Genomic DNA, 21,855 nt, shown 5'->3' on the forward strand with positions numbered 1-21,855 from the left:
CGCAGGTTCAAATCCTGTCCCCGCAACCAAATGGTCCCGTGGTGTAGTGGTTAACATGCCTGCCTGTCACGCAGGAGATCGCCGGTTCGACCCCGGTCGGGACCGCCATTTATGTTGGCTCGGTAGCTCAGTCGGTAGAGCAGAGGACTGAAAATCCTCGTGTCGGCGGTTCGATTCCGTCCCGAGCCACCATTTTTTTATGCCGGCTTAGCTCAATTGGTAGAGCAACTGACTTGTAATCAGTAGGTTGGGGGTTCAAGTCCTCTAGCCGGCATCATTTAGGGGCATAGTTTAAAGGTAGAACTGAGGTCTCCAAAACCTCCAGTGTGGGTTCGATTCCTACTGCCCCTGTAAAGTATATGGGCCTATAGCTCAGCTGGTTAGAGCGCACGCCTGATAAGCGTGAGGTCGATGGTTCGAGTCCATTTAGGCCCACCATATATTATTCCGCAGTAGCTCAGTGGTAGAGCTATCGGCTGTTAACCGATCGGTCGTAGGTTCGAGTCCTACCTGCGGAGCCATGGCCCGTTGGTCAAGTGGTTAAGACACCGCCCTTTCACGGCGGTAACACGGGTTCGAATCCCGTACGGGTCATACAAAAAAGAGTCAGCATTATGCTGACTCTTTTTTATTTTGTTAATCCTTTTTATTACGTTACTTTCCAGAAATAAATAAAGGAATTTTGGAAAAGCTATGGTATGTATAAAAAGGAGGAAATCATAATGACACGAGTTAGAGACTTAATGAGTACCCATATTGTACATTGTACACCGCTAGACAATGTATATGAGGCAGCTGTTAAAATGAAGGAAGAATCAGTTGGATTAATTCCTGTTGTTGAAAATGAGCAAGTTGTTGGGCTTGTTACTGATCGTGATTTAGTCGTTCGAGGGATTGCTGAAAAACATCCTGGATCTAATAAAATTACAAATGTAATGACAACAAATATTATCTCAGTTTCTCCAAATGATTCTATTGAAAAAGCTACAGAGCTAATGGCACAGCATCAAATTAGACGATTACCAGTAGTTGATAGTGGTCAACTTATTGGCATGTTAGCACTAGGAGATTTAGCTATAAGGGAATCAGCAGATGATCAAGCTGGATTTGCCTTGAGCGAAATCTCAGAGCATACAGAGTAAATTGAAACTTTAATTAACCGAGAGTCTAATGGTCACTCATAAAGAGCTAAATTATATATAAAGTTCAGATACATTATTCTAGCATATATGGATTAAACTAATATGTTAGCGTGATGTATCTGAGACATTATATAATAAGGATACGGTTAATAATTTCGACAGTTTTTTTTAATTTCTTATTCTTCATTTTTAATAAGAGAAAAGATGATATACTGATAGATATAAGTATTATGAGAGATTTTGAATATAACAATATTAATTTTTAGTGGTGCGATAATAAATTAATATTTCCTACATAGATGAAAAGGGAAGGGGAATTATATGAAGGCTGTACAGGGCGATCCAAATTGGAATTTGGTTACAGATACATATATAGAACCAAATAATTTCGCTGAATTATTTTCTTTGCTTGTACCTTGTCACCCAAAAGGTGAGGGGAAAGAACGAACTATATTAGTATGGAAAGAAAAAGAATTTTATAAAGAAGAAAATTTAGCGGCATTTATCGTATATGGCATGAATAAAGCAAAGAAATTACCGCAGTTTCATAAAGATGAAATTCCAACTTTAGTGCGTATTCTTCGCTTATGCCAAGAGATTGGTTGGTATGAAGAGGCAAATGATTTTATGATAGCGCAAGGATTAGCTGAGTTTGTTCATACTTCATTGGAATATGAAACATGGGATCTTTTGACACAATCAGTTGCTTTAAATTATTTAATTATTAAATATCGTATAGGTGAATTGACAGATAGGGATATTGAAATTTGGGATAGAGTTAAATTTAATGAGAAGTGTATAACCGATTGTAAACATTTATTATCTCATAAAGAAGTATTGGAATTTACATTCTTTTATATGTGCAAGAGAGCGAAATCATTATCAAAAGAGCAATTAAATAGTGATATGATGAGTTTAGCAATGTATTGTAATACTTTTGTATATGATTTGTATACACATGATTTATTACGGAAATATCGTAAGTGTACAGATTTCCTATCATATTATGGACCTAGTCAGGCAGTTTTAGCATGTCAAAGAGCTGTATTATCTCAAATTTCCGATCGCTTAGACCCATTAAAGACAACGCATGTAGATGATTATTTATATGTGATGAAAGAAATGATGGAGCATATGACGATAGGAGTAATGGATCGATACGGTCATTTTATTGGAAAGCTACTATCTTATGTGCCATTTTTCGAAATGATACAAGTTCCACAGCATGCATATTATTGTGAAGAATTACTGTATATTTGTAAGGGCATTGAATATAAAGAAGAAATACTACGCAATTATATATTTATACAATTACATGATTGTTTACCATCATTCTTTAGGCTATTTCTTAAAAATAAGCGTTACGCAACGATTCATGATATTCTTTTCTATTGGTGCGATGACGAACAAAGAATGAGCTTAGAGAAAAAATATAATCTGAGCTTTATTTATGAAAAATATGCTTGTGGATAAACAATATTTCCGATATGAAAAATTAATATAAATTAAAAAGGATCTCCAGTTTATGTGAGATCCTTTTTTGTTAGTAAAACAAGGAGAAAGTGATTAAGACAAGAAACAACATTCCATATAGGAGAAGTTGTTCAGTATAACTTCCTTGTATACCAAAAAAAGTATTGGCTTTCTTATACAAATTCAATATGTATTTTATTGGAGTATCTTTGAAAGATTGGTACACAGTGTCTCCTCTTTCTAAGCTTCTTGTTCTTGTTTTTGTTTATAAGGGACATTAATATATCTAGCTACAAATAATAAAACAGCCATAAAGAATACTGGAAATACAGTAGATAAATAAAAGCCATTACTAATTATATTTGTTATGAGAGCACTCAAAAGAAAAATAGCATTATAAATATGGGCAATTTTTTGTTTTAGTTGCACTTGAAATGATTCCATCATAATTTCTAATGCAACAAAAGCAATAATAATAGATAAAAATACAATGTTTGTATTGTAAATGATTAAACAGCAGATTAAACCTAAAAAGGCTACGTATTCAATTATAAGAGGTATATTGCGTGGCATACAATTTACCTAACTAAATATGGCAGTGGATTTACTGCATTTGTTTTTTCAAAATTCCATTCTCCATTATGTAATTCAAAATGAAGATGTTGCCCGTATGAATGACCTGTGTTTCCCATATGACCTATTAATTGTCCAGTTTGTACTTGATCACCAGCTTGTACAGTGCGATCCTTCATATGAGCATAAACAGTTGTATATAATTTCCCATTGATTTGATGCGCAATGAAAACAACATTGCCATAGCTAGCTGAATAATAAGATTTCACAACTTTACCTGCAGCAGCAGCATGGATAGAGACGTTTCCTGGAGCGGCAATATCTATACCATAATGCATTTGTTCCCAGCGTATATCAAAGGTTGAGCTAATTCTTCCTTGAGCAGGGAATTTGAAAGCAGCTGGAATTGATGAAGGTTGATCTGTTTTAGCTTGTGGTTGATTTTGTACTACATAGTGTTTTGCTACATATCCGTATCCTGTGCCAAAACGAATTTTATACCAAGTTCCTACAGTTTCTACTACTTGTACTTGTGTACCGTTTTGTAATGAACCGAGTAGAGCGCTACTTGTACTAGCGTTGCTACGTACATTTAGATTAGGTGTTGCAACAGTATATTTTGTATTATTTTGAACGGTGATTCCTTTTACTAAGGGTTGTGAACCATTAGAGATGAATGTTTTTTGTACGTAACCTGTTTGGCCATTATGCGATATTTTATACCATTCGCCTTGATCTTCTTGAACGGTAATAAACTTGCCATTTGGTAATACATCTAAAATGGAAGATTCTAAATTAGGTTCAGAGCGAACGTTTAATGCATTAGCATTAACGATGTATTGATCATTAGAATGAAGTTTGTTTTTTAGTAAAATAGCATCTTTTTGTACATAACCTACTTTATTATGAACAGATACTTTATACCACTCATTAGTTGTTTCAAGGATGTTCACTTTTGTATTAAAGCGAATTGTATCAATTGATGTGCTTTTTACGTTATCTTCTGTATGTAATGCTACTTGATCGACTTTGACATACCCAGTTTTAATATTAGATAATTGTTCAGCGTTTGCTTTTTGTACATTTGTTTCACCCATAGAAGGAAGTAAAGAAGCAATCGCTACAGTAGTTGCTGTTAAAGCAGCAGCTTTCATATTCATGGAATAGAGACCTCCTCTAGTTGTATAGTTGTAATTTTATTATAGTATAAAGATATAATATAGTGGGTGTATTCACATAAATGTAATATGAAATCAATATAAAAATAAATTTTTTGAGGATAATGATTCCTTTTTATACAATTAATTGGGGTTTTATTTTCTAAAATAGAATGTATGTATTGTATAACTTTGATATTTTGTTAATAATTAAGAAAATTAAAAAAGTTGATGATGTCTTATTAGGGTGTTATACTGACAGTGATAATTTTATAGTTTGCTAGGAGAGCTGGTGTTGCCAGCTGAGAGTAGGCCGTAAGCCTTTGATCCTTTTTATTACCTGATCTAGATTATGCTAGCGTAGGGAAGCAATTCGGACACTAACAATGAGTCCCCGTTTCTTTGCGTATAGAAACGGGGCTTTTTTATTTGAAAATTTCATATTGAAACCACTAGGGGTGCTTGATTTGCTGAGAGAGGAATAATCCTTAACCCTTACAACACCTGATCTAGGTAATACTAGCGAAGGGAAGTGGAACATCGAATAAATGTATAACTTTATTTGCTGTAACCACTTCTTATATATAGAAGTGGTTTTTTATTTAGATACATATATTGAAAGGGGATAGAGAAATGAAATTTTGCGATAGATTATTAGAAACTGTGCAACCGGTTTGGGAGATGAGTCATAATCATCCGTTTGTAGTGGGTATGGGAGATGGCACGTTAGAAAAAGATAAATTCCAGTATTATATTATTCAAGATTATTTATATCTGCTAGATTATGCAAAGTTATATGCGATTGGTGTTGTAAAAGCAACGAATCCACAAGTAATGGGAAAGTTCGCTGAACAAATTGATGGAATATTAAATGGCGAAATGACAATCCATAAACAATATGCAAAAAGACTTGGAATTTCTATAGAGGAGATAGAGTCTGCGAAACCATCTGCTAAAAATTTAGCTTATACAAATTACATGATGTCTGTATCTCAAAATGGCACACTTGCGGAATTAATAGCAGCGCTTCTTCCATGTATGTGGAGCTATTGGGAAATTGGAAAGCGTTTAAATGATATTCCTGGAGCAAGAGATCATGAGTTTTTTGGTGAGTGGATTCAAGGATATAGTTCGGAAGAATACGGTAATCTTTGTATTTGGTTAATAGATTTATTAAATAAAATGGCAGTTGGAAAGTCTGAGACAGAACTAGAAAGATTAGAGGAGATTTTCTTATATTCCAGTCGATTTGAATATTTATTCTGGGATATGTCCTATCGTAAGGAGATGTGGGGATTTGAGGAGCAAGAACATACTACAGTTTCATAATGTTTCTTTTCATTACGATGAGAAACCAATCATCCATGAATTAAATGCTTCTATACATGAGAAAGAGTTTGTCAGTATTATCGGACCGAGTGGATGTGGGAAAAGTACTTTATTTCGCCTTATTACAGGTCTAGAAAAGGTAAGTACTGGACAGATAGAACTGACAGAAACAAAGCACCATCCTGTAGGATATATGCCGCAAAAAGATATGCTTTTGCCGTGGAGAACAATTATTGAGAATGCTGCCCTGCCGCTAGAGTGCCAAGGTGTACAGAAGAAAGAAGCACAAGTAAAGGCAAAGGAACTGTTACATAAATTTGGTTTGCAAGGGTATGAGAAAAAATATCCGAAAGATTTATCTGGTGGTATGAGACAACGTGTATCTTTTATTCGAACTTTATTAACAGGCGGGGAAATATTGCTGTTAGATGAACCATTTAGTGCGTTGGATGCTTTAACGAAGACCTCTTTGCAAGAATGGTTGTTTGAACAATGGCAAGAGTGGGAAAAAACAATTTTATTCATTACTCATGATGTTGAAGAAGCGTTATTTCTTTCAAACCGAGTTTTAGTAGTGGAACAGCAGCCGATAACGACTTTGACTGAGCGGACTGTACCGCTTGATCATAACAGAACACGAAAAGATTTATATAAACCGGAAGTATTAGCGCTGAAAGATGAGCTTCTTAGTATGTTACAAAGGCAGGTACTTGTGTGATGAACCGATTGAAAGAATTAGTTCCTGCTATTACACTTTCTAGTATTTTACTAGCTGTGTGGGAAATAGGAGCAAGAATTGTAGATGAGATGTACATTTTACCGTCACCTTCTGCGATTGTAATGAAGATATGGAAACTAAAAGACATATTATTTACAGTTCATTTACCTGCAACGTTATACGTCGTTTTAATAGGTGTTGTTATCTCTATCGTATTAGGTGTAGGGCTAGCGATGTTAATGAATGCGAGTACATGGATGGAGAGAGCATTTTATCCATTATTAGTTGCTTCACAAACGATTCCGATTACTGCGCTTGCTCCGCTATTTGTTTTATGGTTTGGATACACAATTTGGAGTAAGGTTGTTGTCACAGTTTTAATTACGTTTTTCCCAATTGCGGTCAATACGTATGATGGACTGCGTAGTACGAAAAAAGAATGGGAGGAGCTCTTAGTTACATATGGAGCAACAAAAAGAGATATTTTTCTTAAATTAAAGTTGCCGTCTGCTCTTCCTTATTTTTTCTCAGCTTTAAAAATTGCAGTTCCGCTTAGTGTTATCGGAGCAGCAATTGGAGAATGGCTCGGTGCACAAGCTGGGCTTGGATATTTCAGTAAGAGAATGATGACGCAGTTAGATGGAGCTGGCGTATTTGCACCTATTGTATTGTTATCATTATTAGCTATTTTCTTCGTCGTAATTATTTCCATATTAGAAAAGAAATTCATTAGTTGGAGGAAGTATTCATGAAATTTTTAAAGCGCATCTTTGTGTTTACATTATTAATTGCAATAATTGCAGGATGTTCGAGTAATTCAGCATCAGACAAAAGTAAAAAAGAGAAAGAAATAACAGTCATGTTAGATTGGTATCCAAATGCGGTACATAGCTTTATCTATGCAGCAATTGAAAAAGGATACTTTAAAGAAGAAGGTGTAAAGGTAAATATTAAATTCCCTTCTAATCCGACTGATCCATTAACGCTGGCAGCAGCAGGGAAGGTGACAGTTGGCTTGTATTATCAGCCAGATGTTGTTATGGCGAGAGCGAATGAGCAAATTCCAGTGAAATCAATTGGAGCTGTCGTACGTTCACCATTAAATCATGTTGTATCACTGAAATCAGCGGGCATTCAATCACCGAAAGATTTAGAAGGAAAAACAGTAGGATACTCTGGAACACCTTTAAGTGAGATGTATTTAAAAACGATGGTAAAAGAAGCTGGTGGTAATCCTGATACAGTGAAAGTAGTTGATGTTGGCTTTGATTTAGTACCAGCATTAATTACGAAGAAAGTAGATGCGGTGACAGGGGCATATATTAACCATGAAGTACCTGTTATGCGTCATGAAGGCCATGAACCAGCGTACTTTAATCCAGCTGATTACGGAGTACCAAACTACCATGAGCTTGTGTTTGTAACAGGTGATAAAACGTTGAAAAAAGATAAAGAAGCGTTGCAAGCTTTCTTACGTGGTACGAAAAAAGGCTATGATTTCATGAAGAAAAACCCAGATGAAGCATTGAATATTTTATTAAATCATCAAGAAAAAGAAAACTTCCCACTTGTGCCAGAAGTTGAAAAGGAAAGTATGAAAATTTTATTAGAGAAGATGGAAACGAAAGATGAGCCATTTTTATCAGATTCAAAAGAATCTTGGGAGAAACAAAATAAGTGGCTGAAGGACAAAGGAATGACGAAAGAAACCGTCCCAGCCGATGAACTATTCGAAAATATTTTAAAGTAGGCGAATGAATATGAAAAATGAGCTCCACGTAATCTCAAATGGCCATATGCCATTCGAAGAGTTAGTGAATGTAGCGATGCAAATTGAGAGTGAGATTGATTATTTGCATATTCGTGAGCGTGAGAAGAGTACAAAGGAATTGTATGAAGGTGTGGAAAGTCTTTTGAGGAAAGGCTTTCCAGCATCGAAAATAGTGATAAATGACCGAATTGATATTGCTATTTTATTAAACATTCCGCGCGTGCAGCTAGGATATCGAAGCGCAGATGTAAGGTCAGTGAAAGAAAAGTTTTCTTATTTGCATGTCGGTTATTCTGTGCATTCTTTAGAAGAGGCGATCGATGCATTTAAGAATGGGGCGGATTCACTTGTCTATGGCCATGTATTTCCGACAGATTGTAAAAAAGGTGTGCCAGCGAGAGGGCTTGAAGAAATTTCAGACATTGCAAGGTGTTTATCTATACCGATTACAGCAATTGGAGGAATTACCCCAGAAAACACAGTGGATGTTCTTACTGACGGTGTAAGTGGTATAGCAGTTATGTCTGGAATTGTAAGTAGTAGTAACCCGTATAGCAAAGCGAAATCTTATAAGGAATCAATAAGAAAGTGGGCGGAAAAACATGTGTGAGAAGTATGATGTAGCGATTATTGGTGGTGGTGTAATTGGCAGTTCAGTTGCACATTTTCTAGCAGAAAGAGGACATAAAGTAGCGATTGTGGAGAAGCAAAGTATTGCATCGGAAGCTTCCAAAGCAGCTGCTGGTTTACTTGGTGTTCAGGCAGAATGGGATGTGTATGATCCGCTATTTGAACTTGCTAGAGAAAGCCGAGCTATATTTCCACAACTTGCAGCAGTTTTACGTGAAAAGACGGGTATTGATATTGGATATGAAGAAAAAGGAATTTATCGTATTGCTCAAAATGAAGATGAGAAGGAAAGAATTCTTCACATTATGGATTGGCAGCAGAAAACAGGTGAAGATTCTTATTTTCTAACGGGAGACCATGTGCGGGAAAAAGAGCCATATCTATCCGAATCTATTATAGGAGCAGTATATTATCCGAAAGACGGTCATGTTATTGCACCAGAGCTTACGAAAGCATTCGCACATTCTGCGGCAATTTCCGGTGCTGATATATATGAACAGGCAGAAGTATTTGATATCCGTATTGAAAATAATAAAGTGACTGGAGTTATTACAAGTGAAGGTATTGTCACATGTGAGAAAGTCGTTATTGCAGGAGGTTCATGGAGCACGAAGTTACTCAGTTATTTTCACCGTGATTGGGGTACATATCCAGTTAAAGGAGAAGTGGTTGCGGTAAGAAGTAGAAAACAACTTTTAAAAGCACCTATTTTTCAAGAAAGATTTTACATTACTCCAAAGCGCGGTGGACGTTACGTAATTGGGGCAACAATGAAGCCACATACGTTCAATAAAACTGTGCAGCCAGAAAGTATAACTTCTATATTAGAGCGTGCTTATACAATATTGCCAGCTTTAAAAGAAGCAGAATGGGAAAGCACGTGGGCAGGATTACGACCACAATCGAATCATGAAGCTCCTTATATGGGAGAGCATGAAGAAATAAAAGGTTTATATGCTTGCACGGGCCATTATCGAAACGGTATTTTATTAAGTCCTATTTCTGGCCAATATATGGCTGATTTAATAGAAGGAAAGCAAGAGAATCATTTGCTAGATTCATTGCTTTCTAGAAGAGTTTAGAAAGGGGATGGAAGTTTGAATTTAAAAATTAATGGTAACCAAATTGAAGTGCCAGCGAGTGTAAAAACAGTAGCTGAGCTACTTACACATTTAGAGTTAGATAACAGAATTGTTGTAGTAGAGCGTAATAAAGATATTTTACAAAAAGATGATCATACAGATACATCTGTTTTTGATGGAGACCAAATTGAGATTGTAACTTTCGTAGGAGGCGGTTGATTATGTTAAACATTGGACCATTTTCATTTCATTCTAGACTTTTATTAGGAACAGGTAAATTCCCTGATTTTGACGTACAGCAAAAGGCAATTGACGTTTCTGAAGCTGAAATTTTAACGTTTGCAGTACGTCGTATGGATATCTTTGATGCAAAGCAACCTAATTTATTAGAGAAACTTGATGTGAAAAAATATACGTTATTACCAAATACAGCAGGAGCAAAAAATGCTGAAGAGGCTGTTCGTATTGCAAAATTAGCAAAAGCTTCTGGGCTTTGTGACATGATAAAGGTAGAAGTTATTGGTGATGATAGAACGTTATTACCTGATCCGGTAGAAACGTTAAAGGCATCTGAAATGTTACTGGAAGAAGGATTTATCGTACTTCCGTATACATCTGATGATGTTGTATTAGCACGTAAATTACAAGAGCTTGGCGTGCATGCGATTATGCCAGGAGCATCTCCAATCGGATCAGGACTTGGTATTGTAAATCCATTAAATTTGGGCTTCATTATTGAACAAGCGACAGTACCAGTTATCGTTGATGCCGGTATTGGTAGCCCAGCTGATGCGACATTTGCAATGGAATTAGGAGCAGATGGAGTGTTATTAAATACAGCTGTATCAGGAGCAAAAGATCCTATTAAAATGGCACAAGCAATGAAATTAAGTATTGAAGCAGGCCGTTTAGGATTTGAAGCAGGTCGTATTGCACGTAAGCGTTGTGCAACTGCAAGTAGTCCTTTAGAAGGAATGAGCGTAGTTGAATAATCGATATTCTCGCCAAGAACTATTTTCTCCAATTGGAGAAGAAGGACAGCAAAAGATAAGAGAAAAGCATGTGCTTATTATCGGTGCAGGTGCATTAGGTAGTGCAAATGCAGAGATGTTTGTAAGAGCAGGTGTTGGCAAGATAACAATTGTTGACCGTGATTATGTAGATTGGAGTAATTTACAAAGACAACAATTGTATGCAGAGAGCGACGTAAAGAATAATCTTCCAAAAGCTATAGCGGCTAAAAAACGTTTAGAAGAGATTAATAGTGATGTAACAATAGAAGCTCTCGTTCAAGATGTAACAGCTGAAGAGCTAGAAGAACTTGTTACAAATGTTGATGTAATTATTGATGCGACTGATAATTTTGAAACACGCTTTATTGTGAATGATATAGCACAAAAATATTCTATTCCATGGATTTACGGTGCATGTGTAGGTAGTTACGGTCTTTCTTACACAATCCTTCCTAGTAAAACACCATGTTTATCATGTTTATTACAGTCGATTCCGCTTGGCGGGGCAACATGTGATACAGCGGGTATTATATCACCTGCTGTATCTCTTGTCGTTTCTCATCAAGTAACAGAAGCTCTTAAACTGTTAGTAGAAGATTACGAATCACTTCGAGATGGGCTTGTATCGTTTGATATGTGGAAGAATGAGTATTCATGTATGAATGTGCAAAAACTTCGCCAGCATAATTGTCCTTCATGCGGAGAGAATGCATTATATCCGTATTTAAATAAAGAGAACACATCAAAAACAGCAGTTTTATGCGGGCGAAATACAGTTCAAATTAGACCACCTTATAAAGATGAAATGAATTTTGAACAATATAAAGAGTTGCTGGAAGGTCGCGTGAATGATTTAAATATAAATCTATATTTATTATCATTTTCTGTTGAAGACAAGAGGTTAGTAGCCTTTAAAGATGGCCGTGTGCTCGTACATGGAACGAAAGATATAAGCGAAGCAAAAACGATTTATCATCGCTATTTTGGATAGAAAAGGATGAGTGGGATGAAAGTGAATAAAGCTTTAACAATTGCAGGGTCTGATAGCGGCGGCGGTGCTGGAATTCAGGCAGATTTAAAAACATTCCAAGAGCTTGGTGTATACGGAATGACGGCTATTACGGCAATTACTGCTCAAAACACGCTTGGCGTTCAAGGGGTATATCCTGTTCCGTTAGAAGGTATTACAGAACAGCTGAATTCAATTGGTACGGATTTAACACCAGATGCAGTGAAACTAGGAATGTTATTTAGTAGTGAAATAATTCAAATTGTTGCAGAACAAATTAAAAAGTTTGGCTGGAATAATATTGTGCTAGATCCCGTTATGATTGCAAAAGGCGGTGCATCATTATTACAGCAAGAAGCAGCTCAAGCATTAAAAGAATATTTATTACCAGTAGCAACTGTTATAACACCGAATGTCCCAGAAGCAGAAGTGTTAACTGGGATGGAGATTCATAATGTTGAAGATAGTAAGGAAGCTGCAAAAGTATTGAATGAATTAGGTGCTAAATATGTGCTTATGAAGGGCGGACATGCAGAATATCAAGGGAATGAAGTAATTGATTTCCTCTTTGATGGAGAAAAATTTATTGAGTTTAGAAGCGAGCGAATTCCTTCAAAGCAAACGCATGGAAGTGGGTGTACATTTGCTTCAGCGGTTACAGCAGGACTTGCGAAAGGATACTCAATTGAAGATGCTGTTCAAGAAGCAAAACGATTTATTAGTATAGCAATTGAAGAGCCATTGAATATTGGTAGTGGTCATGGACCGACGAATCATTTTGCATATAAAGTGAATAGAACGCGTGCATAGGTAAGTGAAAAGCCAGTTTTATAACTGGCTTTTTTTCTGTTTACTTTTTCAAAATACAGGAGTAATATATCAGCCAGAATACATTTTTTTGTAAACGCTGAGTCCAATTATATGGAGCGGAGGAACCAATTTGTGCGTAGGCACTAGGGGTGAATCTTTCAAGTTTGAAAGTAGGGCTACTCTCAAAGTCCGAATCCGACAGCTAACTTCGTAAGCGTCTTGAGAGAGGACGGTGCCATGATGGATACATCACTTCATCGATCTGATTAGTATAGGGGAATATCAATCTATGTTTGATTTCTTTTATACTAAGGAGGATGAGGTACATGGAACTAACACTTATTTGTGTTGGAGAAGAAAGTAAGGTAGATAGTTTAAGAGATCTAGTACCATTTCAACATAAGTTAATTATTTTTACAGCAAATGAAGAGATAGCGGCTGAAGTTAGGAATTGTGGGTTTGATTGGACTTATAGCTGCAGTAAGGAGCAGGACTTTACTAGTATTTGTGAGTGTATTAAGAAGGTGATTTTACTAGGGGATGAGCTTCCAATCGTTAGTTTTTTCACAGAACACATTCGCTTTTCTTTTCAAGCACCTATTACTGTTGTTACAAGGAATAAACGATATCCAGCGAGGCTCTATGAAACAATTGGAGCTAAGTTTGTCGTGTTTACAAATTGTGATAATATTTCTTTTTTATTTTTTGAATAGGGCGGGGGAAGAAATGATGAAGGTATTATTACTTGGAGATATAGCAAATCGTTGGGCAGTATCGGTAGAGCGAGTTCAAGAATTGGTTCAGATCGATCCCCTTTTTCCAGGGCCGTATATTATATTACCATCAAAAGATGCTTTGTATTTAGAGGTGGATATTACCGAGTATGAGCAGCTACATGCAGAATTGACACAAGTTTATATTCGCGGGAGAAATTTACGTGCATTTTTACGAGGAGAATAAAGGTTGAATAAAAAAGAGCGAATGCTGAGTGCAACAAGCTATGCACTTCATCTCATTCGCTCTTTTTATTTCATATTTAAAAGGTCATTTTTAAGAAAAGAGAAGAGAAATAAAGAAAATAGATGAAATAATAGTAATAATCTTCAATGTAAGCGTTTAAATGAATGTAAATATTATTATTTTCAGTAATTTAACCCTTTACAAGTGAAATATAGAGGAGTATATTTACTCTCATAAATCATTCATAAAATTTCCAAAAAAACCTAAAATCGCTGAGTTCCAGAAATGGAGCGGGGGAACCAATTTTGTGCATCGTCACTTGGGGTGAATCTTTCAGTTTTGAAAGTAGGGCTACTCTTTAGGCCCGAATCCGACAGCTAACCTCGTAAGCGTTTAGAGAGGAGGTTTACTTTTTGTTGTTCATTTTTTGAACACTGAGTAGAGCTCAGTGTTCTTTTTTAATATTTAGATGGTAAATTTTAACAAAAACAAAGCGAGGGATAGCTATGTTAGATGTTGTAATGGTCGGGATTTTTATTTTATTAGTTGCATCAATGGCAAGTCTTGCAAGTTGGTCAGATAAAGTTGTGAAAGAAGGAAAGCAATCATGATGATTGTCTTATCGGTTATTGTCGCAGCAATTACAGTGTATTTAGTGTATGCATTATTAAATCCAGAGAAGTTTTAATTAGGGGGAATCATTCATTATGATTTGGGTTGCAGTCATTATTACAATGCTCTTGTTTATTTTAGTAGCAAAGCCAATGGGGATTTATTTAGAAAAAGCTTTTCAAGGTAGCAAAATGCTAGATAAAGTATTCGGGCCTTTTGAAAAACTTATTTTTAAAATTATGGGTGTAAAAGAATACAATCAAACGTGGAAACAGTACGCATTATCATTAGTTTTACTCAACGGATTTATGATTGTTATTGTATATTTCATTTTCAGATTACAAGGTGTGTTGCCGCTAAATCCAGCGCATATTGAAGGGATGGAGCCTACGCTCGCTTTTAATACAGCGATTAGTTTTATGGCTGATACAAACTTACAGCATTATAGCGGTGAAAATGGTTTATCCTATTTATCACAATTAATCGGGATTACATTTTTAATGTTTGCGGCACCAGCAACGACATTGGCGCTCGTTATGGCTTTTATAAGAGGACTTGCTGGAAAAGAACTTGGTAACTTTTTCGTTGATTTTACGAGAGCGTTAACGAGAGTGTTTCTTCCTATCGCATTTATTGCGGCACTAGTTTTTGTTGCACTTGGCGTACCGCAAACGTTAGATGGGGCGGTTACAGCACAAACGATTGATGGGGCAAAGCAAAGTATATTACGTGGCCCTGTTGCATCATTCGTTTCTATTAAGGAACTTGGAAATAACGGCGGTGGATTTTTCGGAGCAAACTCTACGCATCCTTTTGAAAATCCAGGACAAATGAGTAATATTTTGCAAATGATGCTTATGATGTTATTACCAACAGCACTTCCATTTACGTACGGACGAATGGTAGGAAATAAAAAACAAGGTCGCATCCTTTTCGTGTCACTATTTATGGTATTTTTACTAGGGTTTATAACGATTACGACATCTGAACTAAACGGGAACCCGGCATTAAATGGAATGGGTATCGAACATGTACAAGGAAGTACAGAAGGGAAAGAAGTACGATTTGGAACAGTATTTTCTTCACTATACGCAACGGTAACGACAGCTGCTGAAACTGGGGCTGTTAATACGATGCATGATACGTTAACACCAATTGGCGGTCTAGTTCCACTTGTAAATATGATGTTAAATACAGTGTATGGCGGCGTTGGAGCAGGCTTTGTAAACATTATTATGTATGCAATTATTGCAGTGTTTATATCTGGGTTAATGGTTGGACGGACACCAGAGTTTTTAGGTAAAAAGATTGAAGGTAAGGAAATGAAATTAATTGCGGTCACGATTTTATTTCATCCATTGCTCATTTTAGGCTTTTCGGCATTAGCTCTTTCAACAAATTTAGGGACGGATGCTATTTCTCATTCTGGTTTCCACGGTTTAACGCAAGTTGTATATGAATATACATCGTCAGCTGCAAATAACGGATCTGGATTTGAAGGATTAGGAGATAATACACCGTTTTGGAATATTACGACTGGTTTAGTTATGTTTTTAGGACGCTACTTCAGTTTAATTACGATGTTAGCTGTGGCAGCTTCGCTGAAAGAAAAAACGGTAGTGCCAGAAACAGTTGGAACGTTCCGTACAGATAATAGTTTATTTGGTGGCATCTTCATCGGAACAATTGTAATTGTCGGTGCATTAACATTCTTCCCGATGTTAGTACTCGGTCCAATTGCAGAATTTCTTACATTGAAGTAATGGAGGGTAAATGATGAGACCGGTAGTAGTAAAAGAAAAACAATTAAATGAGTCACAAATACATGCTGTAGAAGATGAAGTTAGACAAGCGAAAACGATGGATCGTGATATCGTAACACATGCGATGAAGCAATCCGTTGCGAAATTGAATCCGAAAGTCATGATAAAGAATCCGATTATGTTCGTTGTGGAGATTGGATTTATCATTACGTTCATTTTATCTTTTCTTCCAAGTAGTTCTAGTAGTATACCAGATTGGTTTAATATAACAGTTTCTCTCATTCTATTATTTACAGTTTTATTTGCGAATTTTGCAGAAGCATTAGCAGAAGGTCGTGGTAAAGCGCAAGCCGATTCTTTAAAGCAGTCGAAGAAAGATGTGTTTGCAAATGTAGTAAAAGAAAATGGAGACATTGTCCAAGTTTCAGCAACTGATCTTAGAAAAGGTGACGTTGTTATCGTAAAACAAGGAGAAATGATTCCGAATGATGGCGAAGTAATCAAAGGATTAGCATCTGTAGATGAATCTGCAATTACAGGGGAATCAGCTCCTGTTATAAAAGAAGCAGGCGGTGATTTTTGTTCCGTAACAGGTGGAACGATGGTCGTAAGTGATGAAATTACAATTGTCATTACGAGTAATCCTGGTGAATCATTTATCGACAAAATGATTTCTTTAGTAGAAGGAGCTGCTCGTCAAAAAACGCCGAATGAGATTGCTTTAAATACAGTATTAACGAGCTTAACTCTTATTTTCTTGATCGTTGTTGTGACGTTGCCGATTTTTACAAATTATTTAGGGTTTCAAATTGATACTGCTGTGCTAGTTGCATTATTAGTTTGTTTAATTCCAACGACAATTGGTGGGCTATTATCGGCAATTGGTATTGCTGGGATGGACCGTGTGACAAAGTTTAACGTGTTAGCGATGTCGGGGAAAGCAGTAGAAGCTGCTGGCGATATTAATACAATTATTTTAGATAAAACAGGTACAATTACTTTTGGGAACCGGATGGCTCATACATTATTGCCTGTAGGAAATGAAACGATTGAGCAAGTTGGAAAGTGGGCCGCTATTAGTTCTGTTTTAGATGAAACACCAGAAGGTCGATCTGTTATCGAGTATGTGCAGGGAAAATCTATATCATACAATAGGGAACTTGCAGAACAAGGTGAGTTTGTTCCGTTTAAAGCAGAAACGAGAATGAGTGGTGTTGATTTACAAGACGGAACAAAAGTGAGAAAAGGTGCTGTAGGTGCCGCTATTGAATGGGTTGAGTCACAAGGCGGAATAATTCCGAAAGATGTAAATCAAAAAGCAGACTTAATTTCAAAAGAGGGTGGAACACCACTTGTAGTTGCAGTAGATAATCGTATTTATGGTTTAATTTATTTAAAGGATACAGTAAAACCGGGTATGCGTGAGCGTTTTGAACAGTTACGCCAAATGGGGATTAAAACGGTTATGTGTACAGGTGATAATCCGTTAACGGCAGCAACGATTGCAAAAGAAGCTGGAGTAGATGAATTCGTTGCCGAGTGTAAACCGGAAGATAAAATTGCTGTTATTAAAGCAGAGCAAGATAAAGGGAAACTTGTAGCAATGACAGGTGATGGTACAAATGATGCTCCAGCATTGGCACAGGCGGACGTTGGATTAGCGATGAACAGTGGTACGACAGCAGCGAAAGAAGCGGCCAACATGATTGATCTAGACTCGAATCCAACGAAAATTATTGAGGTTGTAGGAATCGGTAAGCAATTGTTAATGACGCGAGGTGCTTTAACGACGTTTAGTATTGCGAATGATATAGCGAAATATTTTGCAATCATTCCAGCAATGTTTACACTTGCGATTCCGCAAATGGAAGCATTGAACATTATGAAATTAACATCACCACTGTCAGCGATTTTATCAGCATTAATATTTAACGCTGTTATTATTCCATTACTCATTCCGTTAGCGATGAAAGGTATTGCATATAAACCGATGAGTTCTAATGCATTGCTTAGCCGAAACTTACTTATTTATGGGCTTGGTGGAGTTATCGTTCCGTTCATTGGAATTAAGGTAATTGATATGATTGTCGGCTTGTTTATATAAGGAAGAGGGGAAAAAGATGGAGAAGAAACAAAGTATACTATCACCAATTATCCGTATTACTTTTACATTTCTAGTATTGTGTGGACTTGTATACCCACTTATTGTTACTGGTATTGCACAAGCAGTGATGAAGGATAATGCGGATGGAAGTCTAATATATAATGATAAAAATGAAGTGATTGGTTCTAAATTAATTGGTCAAAACTTCACGGATCCACGTTATTTTCAAGGGCGTGTTTCTAGTATTGAATATAAGGCTGAAGCATCTGGTTCAAATAACTATGCACCATCTAATCCAGATTTAGCAAAGCGAGTAGAGAAAAGTATTGCGGACTGGAAGGAAAAAAATCCAGCTGTTCCAGTTACAGAAGTACCGATAGATTTAGTGACAAATTCAGGTTCAGGGCTTGATCCTGATATTAGTCCAAAGGCGGCCTCGGTGCAGGTGAATCGCATCTCAAAATTAACGAATATTCCGAAAGAAAAACTTAATCAATTGATTAAAGATCAAACAGAAGGTGCTGCGCTTGGTTTATTTGGAGAAGATCGAGTGAACGTCTTAAAGCTAAATTTGGCATTACAGAAATTAATGAAATAGTAACAGTGCTACCTCAATCTAATGGATTGAGGTAGCGTTGTTTCGAATGAAAGGTAGTGTTTATTTTGTATGCAGATGATTATGAACCGAAGTTTCAAAGGCGAACGCCAGAGGAATATTTAGAATATATTCGTCAGCAAAATCGCGGAAAGTTAAAGCTATATGTCGGAGCAGCTCCAGGCGTAGGAAAAAGTTATAAAATGCTCTTTGATGCAAGAGAAATGAAAAAAGATGGAATTGATATTGTAATTGGTTTAATTGAAACGCATGGAAGAAAAGAGACGGAAGAAGCAATTGCTGATTTAGAAAAAGTTCCTTTAAAAGAAATACAGTATAAAGGAAAGGTATTTTATGAGCTTGATGTGGAAGGAATAAAAAAACGCGCGCCGCAAGTAGTCGTAGTGGATGAACTTGCTCATAGTAATGTTCCTGGTTCTAAATATAAGAAACGTTATATGGATGTGCAGGAATTGTTAGAGGCTGGTATATCGGTATTATCAGCTTTTAATATTCAACATTTAGAAAGTGTTCATGATATTGTAGCTCAAATTACGAATGTAAAAGTAAGAGAACGAATTCCAGATTTTATTTTACAAAAAGCAAATGAAATTCAGCTCGTTGATGCAACGCCTGAGGTATTAAGGAAGAGACTAATAGACGGAAAGATATATAAAGAAGAAAAAATTCAGCAAAGCTTACAAAACTTCTTTACACTTAATAATTTAGGAGCACTTAGGGAATTATCACTTCGTGAAGTTGCTGATGATATGGACGAGAAAATTAGCCAAACAGTAATAGAACCAATTGGCGTAAAAGAAAAAATTCTCGTTTGTGTACAATACAGTTCAACAGCGGAGAAATTAATAAGACGGGGATGGCGCATGGCTGATCGATTAAATGCTGAATTGTACGTATTAAACGTTGAGAGGGAAAATATAGATTCTCTTTCAGCAGGTAAAAAACAAACAATTGAAGAGTGGAAATCGTTAACGAATCAATTTGATGCGAGTTTTGTATTAGAAGAGGCAAAAGGAAGAAAGCCAGCAGATGTTATTATTGAAGTCGCAAAAAGATTACAAGTAACGCAAATTTTACTTGGACAATCGGCTAGAACAAGATGGGAAGAAATACGAAAAGGCTCTATTGTAAATGAAATTATGAGACAAACAAAGTATATTGATATTCATATTGTTGCGGATCAAAGAGGGTAAAATAGAGCCGACCTTTTTGGGGGCTCTATTTTACTTTTTGTACAGAATGAAAACTTAGCATTTTCATTGCATATAAGATTACAAGTAAAAACATAATTGCGCCTAGGAAGAAAATCCAAAAGTAATTTTGGTTAAATAAAAGAAATCCACCTATAAGTGGCCCTGTACCCATACCAAGATAGCGGATGAAGTTGTATATACCGATAGCTGTTGCACGTTCTTGTACGAATTCTTCTGTTAATAAAGTAGTGTGAGTTGGCATAGAAAGTCCCATACTAAAACCGTACAAAGATGTAACGATAATGATGAAGGGGATATTGATGCTATATGTGAAAGAGAATAAAACGACACATATAATATTGAAGAAACTCGTAATAAATAAAGCTTGCTTTGTTGTGAGGCGTTTTTGCAAAAACTTGTAGCAAAAACTTCCTAGCATGATAGAAAGAGACATTGGTACAAACATAAGACCAATTTTATTTACAGTTAAATGAAATGAATTTGTTAAAATACTCGGTAAAAAAACGAGAAAGCAAAAGTAAATACAAAATTGAATGAAGCCAATAAGAGTAATAGAAAATCCAGTTTTATTTTTTAAGATAAGAGAGTAATTCTTTTGTGCTTTAGACTGCTTAATTACATTTGGCTTTGTTTCTGGAAGTAGTGAAATGTTTATCATTAATAAGATAATGCCAAGTGTAGATAAAAAGAGAAATACAGATAAGTGACCATTTATACTGCCAAGATAACCACCTATGAGAGGAGCCATTGCAGGTGCGAGGGCAAGTAACATTTGGTATAGGCTCATCGCTTCTCCGCGTTCTTTTCCTTCAAATAAATCGCCGATAATCGTTGCTGAAACTACAGGTATAGCCGCTATTCCTATAGCTTGAACAGCTCTAAAAAAGAGAAATAAATAAATGTTTGCCGAAAAAGCACATCCGATTGAAGCAATCGTACTAATAATTAAACTAGGAATAAGGACAGATTTTCTCCCTTTTGTATCAATTAAAGGGCCATATATGAGCTGCATAATCGCAAGAACGAATGTAAAAAGTGAAACTGTTACATTTACAAGATAAAGAGAAGTATGAAAAGAATTTTGAATCATCGGTAAGATAGGTGTGTAAATATTTTGAGCGAAGGAACCGAATAAGGCACTAATACAGATAACATATAAAATGAAATTTAGTTTAGATTTTTTCATCTTGTTAACCCCCTTGTAATTTAGTTTCCTAGGAAACTAAATTTATTTTAACATGATTTTCTCACTTGTAAAGATGAAAAAATAATTTTAAAATGGTATATAGTTAAATTGTTTCTTCGGAAACTTAGGAGGCGAACGGATTGAAGCATGCAACGAAGCAAATGGAAATACTGTCGGACATTCGTACACTTTTGCATAAAAAAGAAGAACATTTAAAACGACAAAATGAGAAGTTTCTTCGTGAGACAGGTGTAAGTAGTATGTCTTTATCTGAGTTACATGTAATCGAATGTATCGGAAAAAATGGTTTGATAAATGTAACGGCAATTACGACAGAAATGGGCATGACGAAGGGAGCAATCTCTAAAATTTGTACAAAGTTGTTTCAAAAGCAATTCGTTGAGAAGATGCAAATGTTAGATAATCAAAAAGAAATCTTCTTCCGCTTAACGGAAAGTGGGAATAAAATATATAAAGCTCATGAAAAATTGCATAAGCAAGCTGAAGAAAAGTGGTTGTTACTTTTAGATGGATATACGAAAGAAGAGCAAGATTTTATTCAAAGGTTTATAAAGGATGTCTCCGGTCATTTGGAAATATAATTGGAAGAAAAAACTCCTTTTTCTCAAGTCTTTTAAATATAATTTCTGAAAGAACTCATATATAATAGAAAAAGATACTTAACATGGTGAA

General features: G+C 36.0%; 24 protein-coding genes, 7 tRNA genes and 4 riboswitches. Of the genes, 28 read left to right on the plus strand and 3 right to left on the minus strand.

Annotated elements, in window-relative coordinates:
* The first annotated feature begins 32 nt into the window (after nucleotides 1–32).
* From ACTFRY_RS21560 to ACTFRY_RS21600, 9 genes are all read left to right on the plus strand, one after another.
* Nucleotides 33–108 (plus strand) — tRNA-Asp (locus ACTFRY_RS21560).
* Nucleotides 109–116: 8 nt separating this feature from the next.
* A tRNA-Phe gene (locus ACTFRY_RS21565) sits at nucleotides 117–192 on the plus strand.
* A 9-nt stretch (nucleotides 193–201) separates the two neighbouring features.
* Nucleotides 202–274, plus strand: a tRNA-Thr gene (locus tag ACTFRY_RS21570).
* 6 nt (nucleotides 275–280) lie between these two features.
* Nucleotides 281–351: transfer RNA gene (locus ACTFRY_RS21575), tRNA-Trp, on the plus strand.
* Nucleotides 352–361: 10 nt separating this feature from the next.
* Nucleotides 362–438, plus strand: a tRNA-Ile gene (locus ACTFRY_RS21580).
* Nucleotides 439–446: 8 nt separating this feature from the next.
* Nucleotides 447–521, plus strand: a tRNA-Asn gene (locus ACTFRY_RS21585).
* A 1-nt stretch (nucleotide 522) separates the two neighbouring features.
* Nucleotides 523–594, plus strand: a tRNA-Glu gene (locus tag ACTFRY_RS21590).
* A gap of 128 nt (nucleotides 595–722) precedes the next feature.
* The gene (locus tag ACTFRY_RS21595; RefSeq protein ID WP_000199010.1) at nucleotides 723–1,142 is read left to right on the plus strand and encodes a CBS domain-containing protein; all 420 of its coding nucleotides are present in this window, start codon (nucleotides 723–725) and stop codon (nucleotides 1,140–1,142) included.
* A gap of 321 nt (nucleotides 1,143–1,463) precedes the next feature.
* Nucleotides 1,464–2,615, plus strand: coding sequence for a DUF3965 domain-containing protein (locus ACTFRY_RS21600; RefSeq protein WP_000648911.1), 1,152 nt, complete (start codon nucleotides 1,464–1,466; stop codon nucleotides 2,613–2,615).
* A 240-nt stretch (nucleotides 2,616–2,855) separates the two neighbouring features.
* Here ACTFRY_RS21600 and ACTFRY_RS21605 read toward each other — a convergent pair whose 3' ends face one another.
* Nucleotides 2,856–3,188: a hypothetical protein gene (locus ACTFRY_RS21605; protein WP_001137821.1), complete on the minus strand. Its 333-nt coding sequence runs from the start codon at nucleotides 3,186–3,188 to the stop codon at nucleotides 2,856–2,858.
* A 5-nt stretch (nucleotides 3,189–3,193) separates the two neighbouring features.
* Nucleotides 3,194–4,348: an SH3 domain-containing protein gene (locus ACTFRY_RS21610; protein WP_098616997.1), complete on the minus strand. Its 1,155-nt coding sequence runs from the start codon at nucleotides 4,346–4,348 to the stop codon at nucleotides 3,194–3,196.
* Nucleotides 4,349–4,617: 269 nt separating this feature from the next.
* Nucleotides 4,618–4,729, plus strand: a riboswitch (TPP riboswitch).
* 60 nt (nucleotides 4,730–4,789) lie between these two features.
* Nucleotides 4,790–4,893, plus strand: a riboswitch (TPP riboswitch).
* Between the two features lie 85 nt (nucleotides 4,894–4,978).
* Between ACTFRY_RS21610 and tenA the strand changes: the two genes are divergently transcribed.
* The 18 genes from tenA to kdpDN all read left to right on the plus strand — a co-directional run bounded on the left by tenA (nucleotide 4,979) and on the right by kdpDN (nucleotide 19,955).
* Nucleotides 4,979–5,674: a thiaminase II gene (gene tenA, locus ACTFRY_RS21615; RefSeq protein WP_000666830.1), complete on the plus strand. Its 696-nt coding sequence runs from the start codon at nucleotides 4,979–4,981 to the stop codon at nucleotides 5,672–5,674.
* Entirely contained in the window at nucleotides 5,643–6,392 is a 750-nt protein-coding gene (locus ACTFRY_RS21620) for an ABC transporter ATP-binding protein (RefSeq protein ID WP_001256793.1), read from the plus strand. Before tenA ends, ACTFRY_RS21620 begins: the two co-directional genes overlap by 32 nt.
* On the plus strand, nucleotides 6,392–7,144 hold the full coding sequence (locus ACTFRY_RS21625; protein WP_001080856.1) for an ABC transporter permease: 753 nt from the start codon (nucleotides 6,392–6,394) through the stop codon (nucleotides 7,142–7,144). Before ACTFRY_RS21620 ends, ACTFRY_RS21625 begins: the two co-directional genes overlap by 1 nt.
* Nucleotides 7,141–8,142: an ABC transporter substrate-binding protein gene (locus tag ACTFRY_RS21630; RefSeq protein WP_000670416.1), complete on the plus strand. Its 1,002-nt coding sequence runs from the start codon at nucleotides 7,141–7,143 to the stop codon at nucleotides 8,140–8,142. Before ACTFRY_RS21625 ends, ACTFRY_RS21630 begins: the two co-directional genes overlap by 4 nt.
* A gap of 10 nt (nucleotides 8,143–8,152) precedes the next feature.
* The gene (gene tenI, locus ACTFRY_RS21635; RefSeq protein WP_086391540.1) at nucleotides 8,153–8,773 is read left to right on the plus strand and encodes a thiazole tautomerase TenI; all 621 of its coding nucleotides are present in this window, start codon (nucleotides 8,153–8,155) and stop codon (nucleotides 8,771–8,773) included.
* Nucleotides 8,766–9,875 (plus strand): glycine oxidase ThiO, encoded by a 1,110-nt coding sequence (gene thiO / locus ACTFRY_RS21640; protein WP_000333315.1) that lies wholly within the window; start codon nucleotides 8,766–8,768, stop codon nucleotides 9,873–9,875. The genes tenI and thiO overlap by 8 nt, the downstream gene beginning before the upstream one ends.
* A 15-nt stretch (nucleotides 9,876–9,890) precedes the next feature.
* Nucleotides 9,891–10,094, plus strand: coding sequence for a sulfur carrier protein ThiS (gene thiS / locus ACTFRY_RS21645; protein ID WP_001049502.1), 204 nt, complete (start codon nucleotides 9,891–9,893; stop codon nucleotides 10,092–10,094).
* A gap of 2 nt (nucleotides 10,095–10,096) precedes the next feature.
* The gene (gene thiG, locus ACTFRY_RS21650) at nucleotides 10,097–10,867 is read left to right on the plus strand and encodes a thiazole synthase (RefSeq protein WP_098616996.1); all 771 of its coding nucleotides are present in this window, start codon (nucleotides 10,097–10,099) and stop codon (nucleotides 10,865–10,867) included.
* Nucleotides 10,860–11,879 (plus strand): thiazole biosynthesis adenylyltransferase ThiF, encoded by a 1,020-nt coding sequence (gene thiF / locus ACTFRY_RS21655; protein ID WP_001065423.1) that lies wholly within the window; start codon nucleotides 10,860–10,862, stop codon nucleotides 11,877–11,879. The genes thiG and thiF overlap by 8 nt, the downstream gene beginning before the upstream one ends.
* 15 nt (nucleotides 11,880–11,894) lie before the next feature.
* A complete protein-coding gene (thiD, locus tag ACTFRY_RS21660) occupies nucleotides 11,895–12,707 on the plus strand; it encodes a bifunctional hydroxymethylpyrimidine kinase/phosphomethylpyrimidine kinase (protein WP_098616995.1) in 813 nt (270 codons plus the stop codon).
* An 85-nt stretch (nucleotides 12,708–12,792) separates the two neighbouring features.
* Nucleotides 12,793–12,940: riboswitch (cyclic di-AMP (ydaO/yuaA leader) on the plus strand.
* Between the two features lie 93 nt (nucleotides 12,941–13,033).
* A complete protein-coding gene (locus ACTFRY_RS21665; protein ID WP_000424066.1) occupies nucleotides 13,034–13,420 on the plus strand; it encodes a hypothetical protein in 387 nt (128 codons plus the stop codon).
* A gap of 13 nt (nucleotides 13,421–13,433) precedes the next feature.
* Nucleotides 13,434–13,667 (plus strand): hypothetical protein, encoded by a 234-nt coding sequence (locus ACTFRY_RS21670; RefSeq protein ID WP_001985933.1) that lies wholly within the window; start codon nucleotides 13,434–13,436, stop codon nucleotides 13,665–13,667.
* Between the two features lie 260 nt (nucleotides 13,668–13,927).
* Nucleotides 13,928–14,073, plus strand: a riboswitch (cyclic di-AMP (ydaO/yuaA leader).
* Between the two features lie 100 nt (nucleotides 14,074–14,173).
* Nucleotides 14,174–14,278, plus strand: coding sequence for a SipW-dependent-type signal peptide-containing protein (locus ACTFRY_RS21675; RefSeq protein ID WP_000887894.1), 105 nt, complete (start codon nucleotides 14,174–14,176; stop codon nucleotides 14,276–14,278).
* Nucleotides 14,278–14,355, plus strand: a complete 78-nt coding sequence (gene kdpF, locus ACTFRY_RS21680) for a K(+)-transporting ATPase subunit F (protein WP_223153441.1) — start codon at nucleotides 14,278–14,280, stop codon at nucleotides 14,353–14,355. Before ACTFRY_RS21675 ends, kdpF begins: the two co-directional genes overlap by 1 nt.
* Before the next feature lie 19 nt (nucleotides 14,356–14,374).
* Nucleotides 14,375–16,042, plus strand: a complete 1,668-nt coding sequence (kdpA, locus tag ACTFRY_RS21685; protein WP_000638317.1) for a potassium-transporting ATPase subunit KdpA — start codon at nucleotides 14,375–14,377, stop codon at nucleotides 16,040–16,042.
* 13 nt (nucleotides 16,043–16,055) lie between these two features.
* On the plus strand, nucleotides 16,056–18,146 hold the full coding sequence (gene kdpB / locus ACTFRY_RS21690; protein WP_141541496.1) for a potassium-transporting ATPase subunit KdpB: 2,091 nt from the start codon (nucleotides 16,056–16,058) through the stop codon (nucleotides 18,144–18,146).
* A 16-nt stretch (nucleotides 18,147–18,162) separates the two neighbouring features.
* Entirely contained in the window at nucleotides 18,163–18,744 is a 582-nt protein-coding gene (gene kdpC / locus ACTFRY_RS21695; RefSeq protein ID WP_016117185.1) for a K(+)-transporting ATPase subunit C, read from the plus strand.
* Between the two features lie 56 nt (nucleotides 18,745–18,800).
* Nucleotides 18,801–19,955, plus strand: a complete 1,155-nt coding sequence (gene kdpDN, locus ACTFRY_RS21700; protein ID WP_086391542.1) for a KdpD-like non-kinase potassium sensor — start codon at nucleotides 18,801–18,803, stop codon at nucleotides 19,953–19,955.
* A gap of 25 nt (nucleotides 19,956–19,980) precedes the next feature.
* On the opposite strand, the gene ACTFRY_RS21705 is transcribed toward kdpDN, so the two are convergent.
* Nucleotides 19,981–21,162 (minus strand): MFS transporter, encoded by a 1,182-nt coding sequence (locus tag ACTFRY_RS21705; protein ID WP_086391543.1) that lies wholly within the window; start codon nucleotides 21,160–21,162, stop codon nucleotides 19,981–19,983.
* Between the two features lie 140 nt (nucleotides 21,163–21,302).
* On the opposite strand from ACTFRY_RS21705, the gene ACTFRY_RS21710 reads away from it, so the two are divergent.
* Nucleotides 21,303–21,764, plus strand: a complete 462-nt coding sequence (locus ACTFRY_RS21710) for a MarR family transcriptional regulator (RefSeq protein ID WP_000679676.1) — start codon at nucleotides 21,303–21,305, stop codon at nucleotides 21,762–21,764.
* The last annotated feature ends 91 nt before the right edge of the window (nucleotides 21,765–21,855 follow it).

This window comes from Bacillus cereus group sp. MYBK195-1 (assembly GCF_051916605.1).
GTDB lineage: Bacteria > Bacillota > Bacilli > Bacillales > Bacillaceae_G > Bacillus_A > Bacillus_A cereus.

Excerpts from the sequence above, each read along its gene's own strand:
- ACTFRY_RS21595 (WP_000199010.1), top strand. The coding sequence starts at position 723 with ATGACACGAGTTAGAGACTTAATGAGTACCCATATTGTACATTGTACA.
- ACTFRY_RS21600 (WP_000648911.1), top strand. The coding sequence starts at position 1,464 with ATGAAGGCTGTACAGGGCGATCCAAATTGGAATTTGGTTACAGATACA.
- ACTFRY_RS21605 (WP_001137821.1), bottom strand. The coding sequence starts at position 3,188 with ATGCCACGCAATATACCTCTTATAATTGAATACGTAGCCTTTTTAGGT.
- ACTFRY_RS21610 (WP_098616997.1), bottom strand. The coding sequence starts at position 4,348 with ATGAATATGAAAGCTGCTGCTTTAACAGCAACTACTGTAGCGATTGCT.
- tenA (WP_000666830.1), top strand. The coding sequence starts at position 4,979 with ATGAAATTTTGCGATAGATTATTAGAAACTGTGCAACCGGTTTGGGAG.
- ACTFRY_RS21625 (WP_001080856.1), top strand. The coding sequence starts at position 6,392 with ATGAACCGATTGAAAGAATTAGTTCCTGCTATTACACTTTCTAGTATT.
- ACTFRY_RS21630 (WP_000670416.1), top strand. The coding sequence starts at position 7,141 with ATGAAATTTTTAAAGCGCATCTTTGTGTTTACATTATTAATTGCAATA.
- tenI (WP_086391540.1), top strand. The coding sequence starts at position 8,153 with ATGAAAAATGAGCTCCACGTAATCTCAAATGGCCATATGCCATTCGAA.
- thiO (WP_000333315.1), top strand. The coding sequence starts at position 8,766 with ATGTGTGAGAAGTATGATGTAGCGATTATTGGTGGTGGTGTAATTGGC.
- thiG (WP_098616996.1), top strand. The coding sequence starts at position 10,097 with ATGTTAAACATTGGACCATTTTCATTTCATTCTAGACTTTTATTAGGA.
- thiD (WP_098616995.1), top strand. The coding sequence starts at position 11,895 with ATGAAAGTGAATAAAGCTTTAACAATTGCAGGGTCTGATAGCGGCGGC.
- ACTFRY_RS21665 (WP_000424066.1), top strand. The coding sequence starts at position 13,034 with ATGGAACTAACACTTATTTGTGTTGGAGAAGAAAGTAAGGTAGATAGT.
- ACTFRY_RS21670 (WP_001985933.1), top strand. The coding sequence starts at position 13,434 with ATGATGAAGGTATTATTACTTGGAGATATAGCAAATCGTTGGGCAGTA.
- ACTFRY_RS21675 (WP_000887894.1), top strand. The coding sequence starts at position 14,174 with ATGTTAGATGTTGTAATGGTCGGGATTTTTATTTTATTAGTTGCATCA.
- kdpF (WP_223153441.1), top strand. The coding sequence starts at position 14,278 with ATGATTGTCTTATCGGTTATTGTCGCAGCAATTACAGTGTATTTAGTG.
- kdpA (WP_000638317.1), top strand. The coding sequence starts at position 14,375 with ATGATTTGGGTTGCAGTCATTATTACAATGCTCTTGTTTATTTTAGTA.
- kdpB (WP_141541496.1), top strand. The coding sequence starts at position 16,056 with ATGAGACCGGTAGTAGTAAAAGAAAAACAATTAAATGAGTCACAAATA.
- kdpC (WP_016117185.1), top strand. The coding sequence starts at position 18,163 with ATGGAGAAGAAACAAAGTATACTATCACCAATTATCCGTATTACTTTT.
- ACTFRY_RS21705 (WP_086391543.1), bottom strand. The coding sequence starts at position 21,162 with ATGAAAAAATCTAAACTAAATTTCATTTTATATGTTATCTGTATTAGT.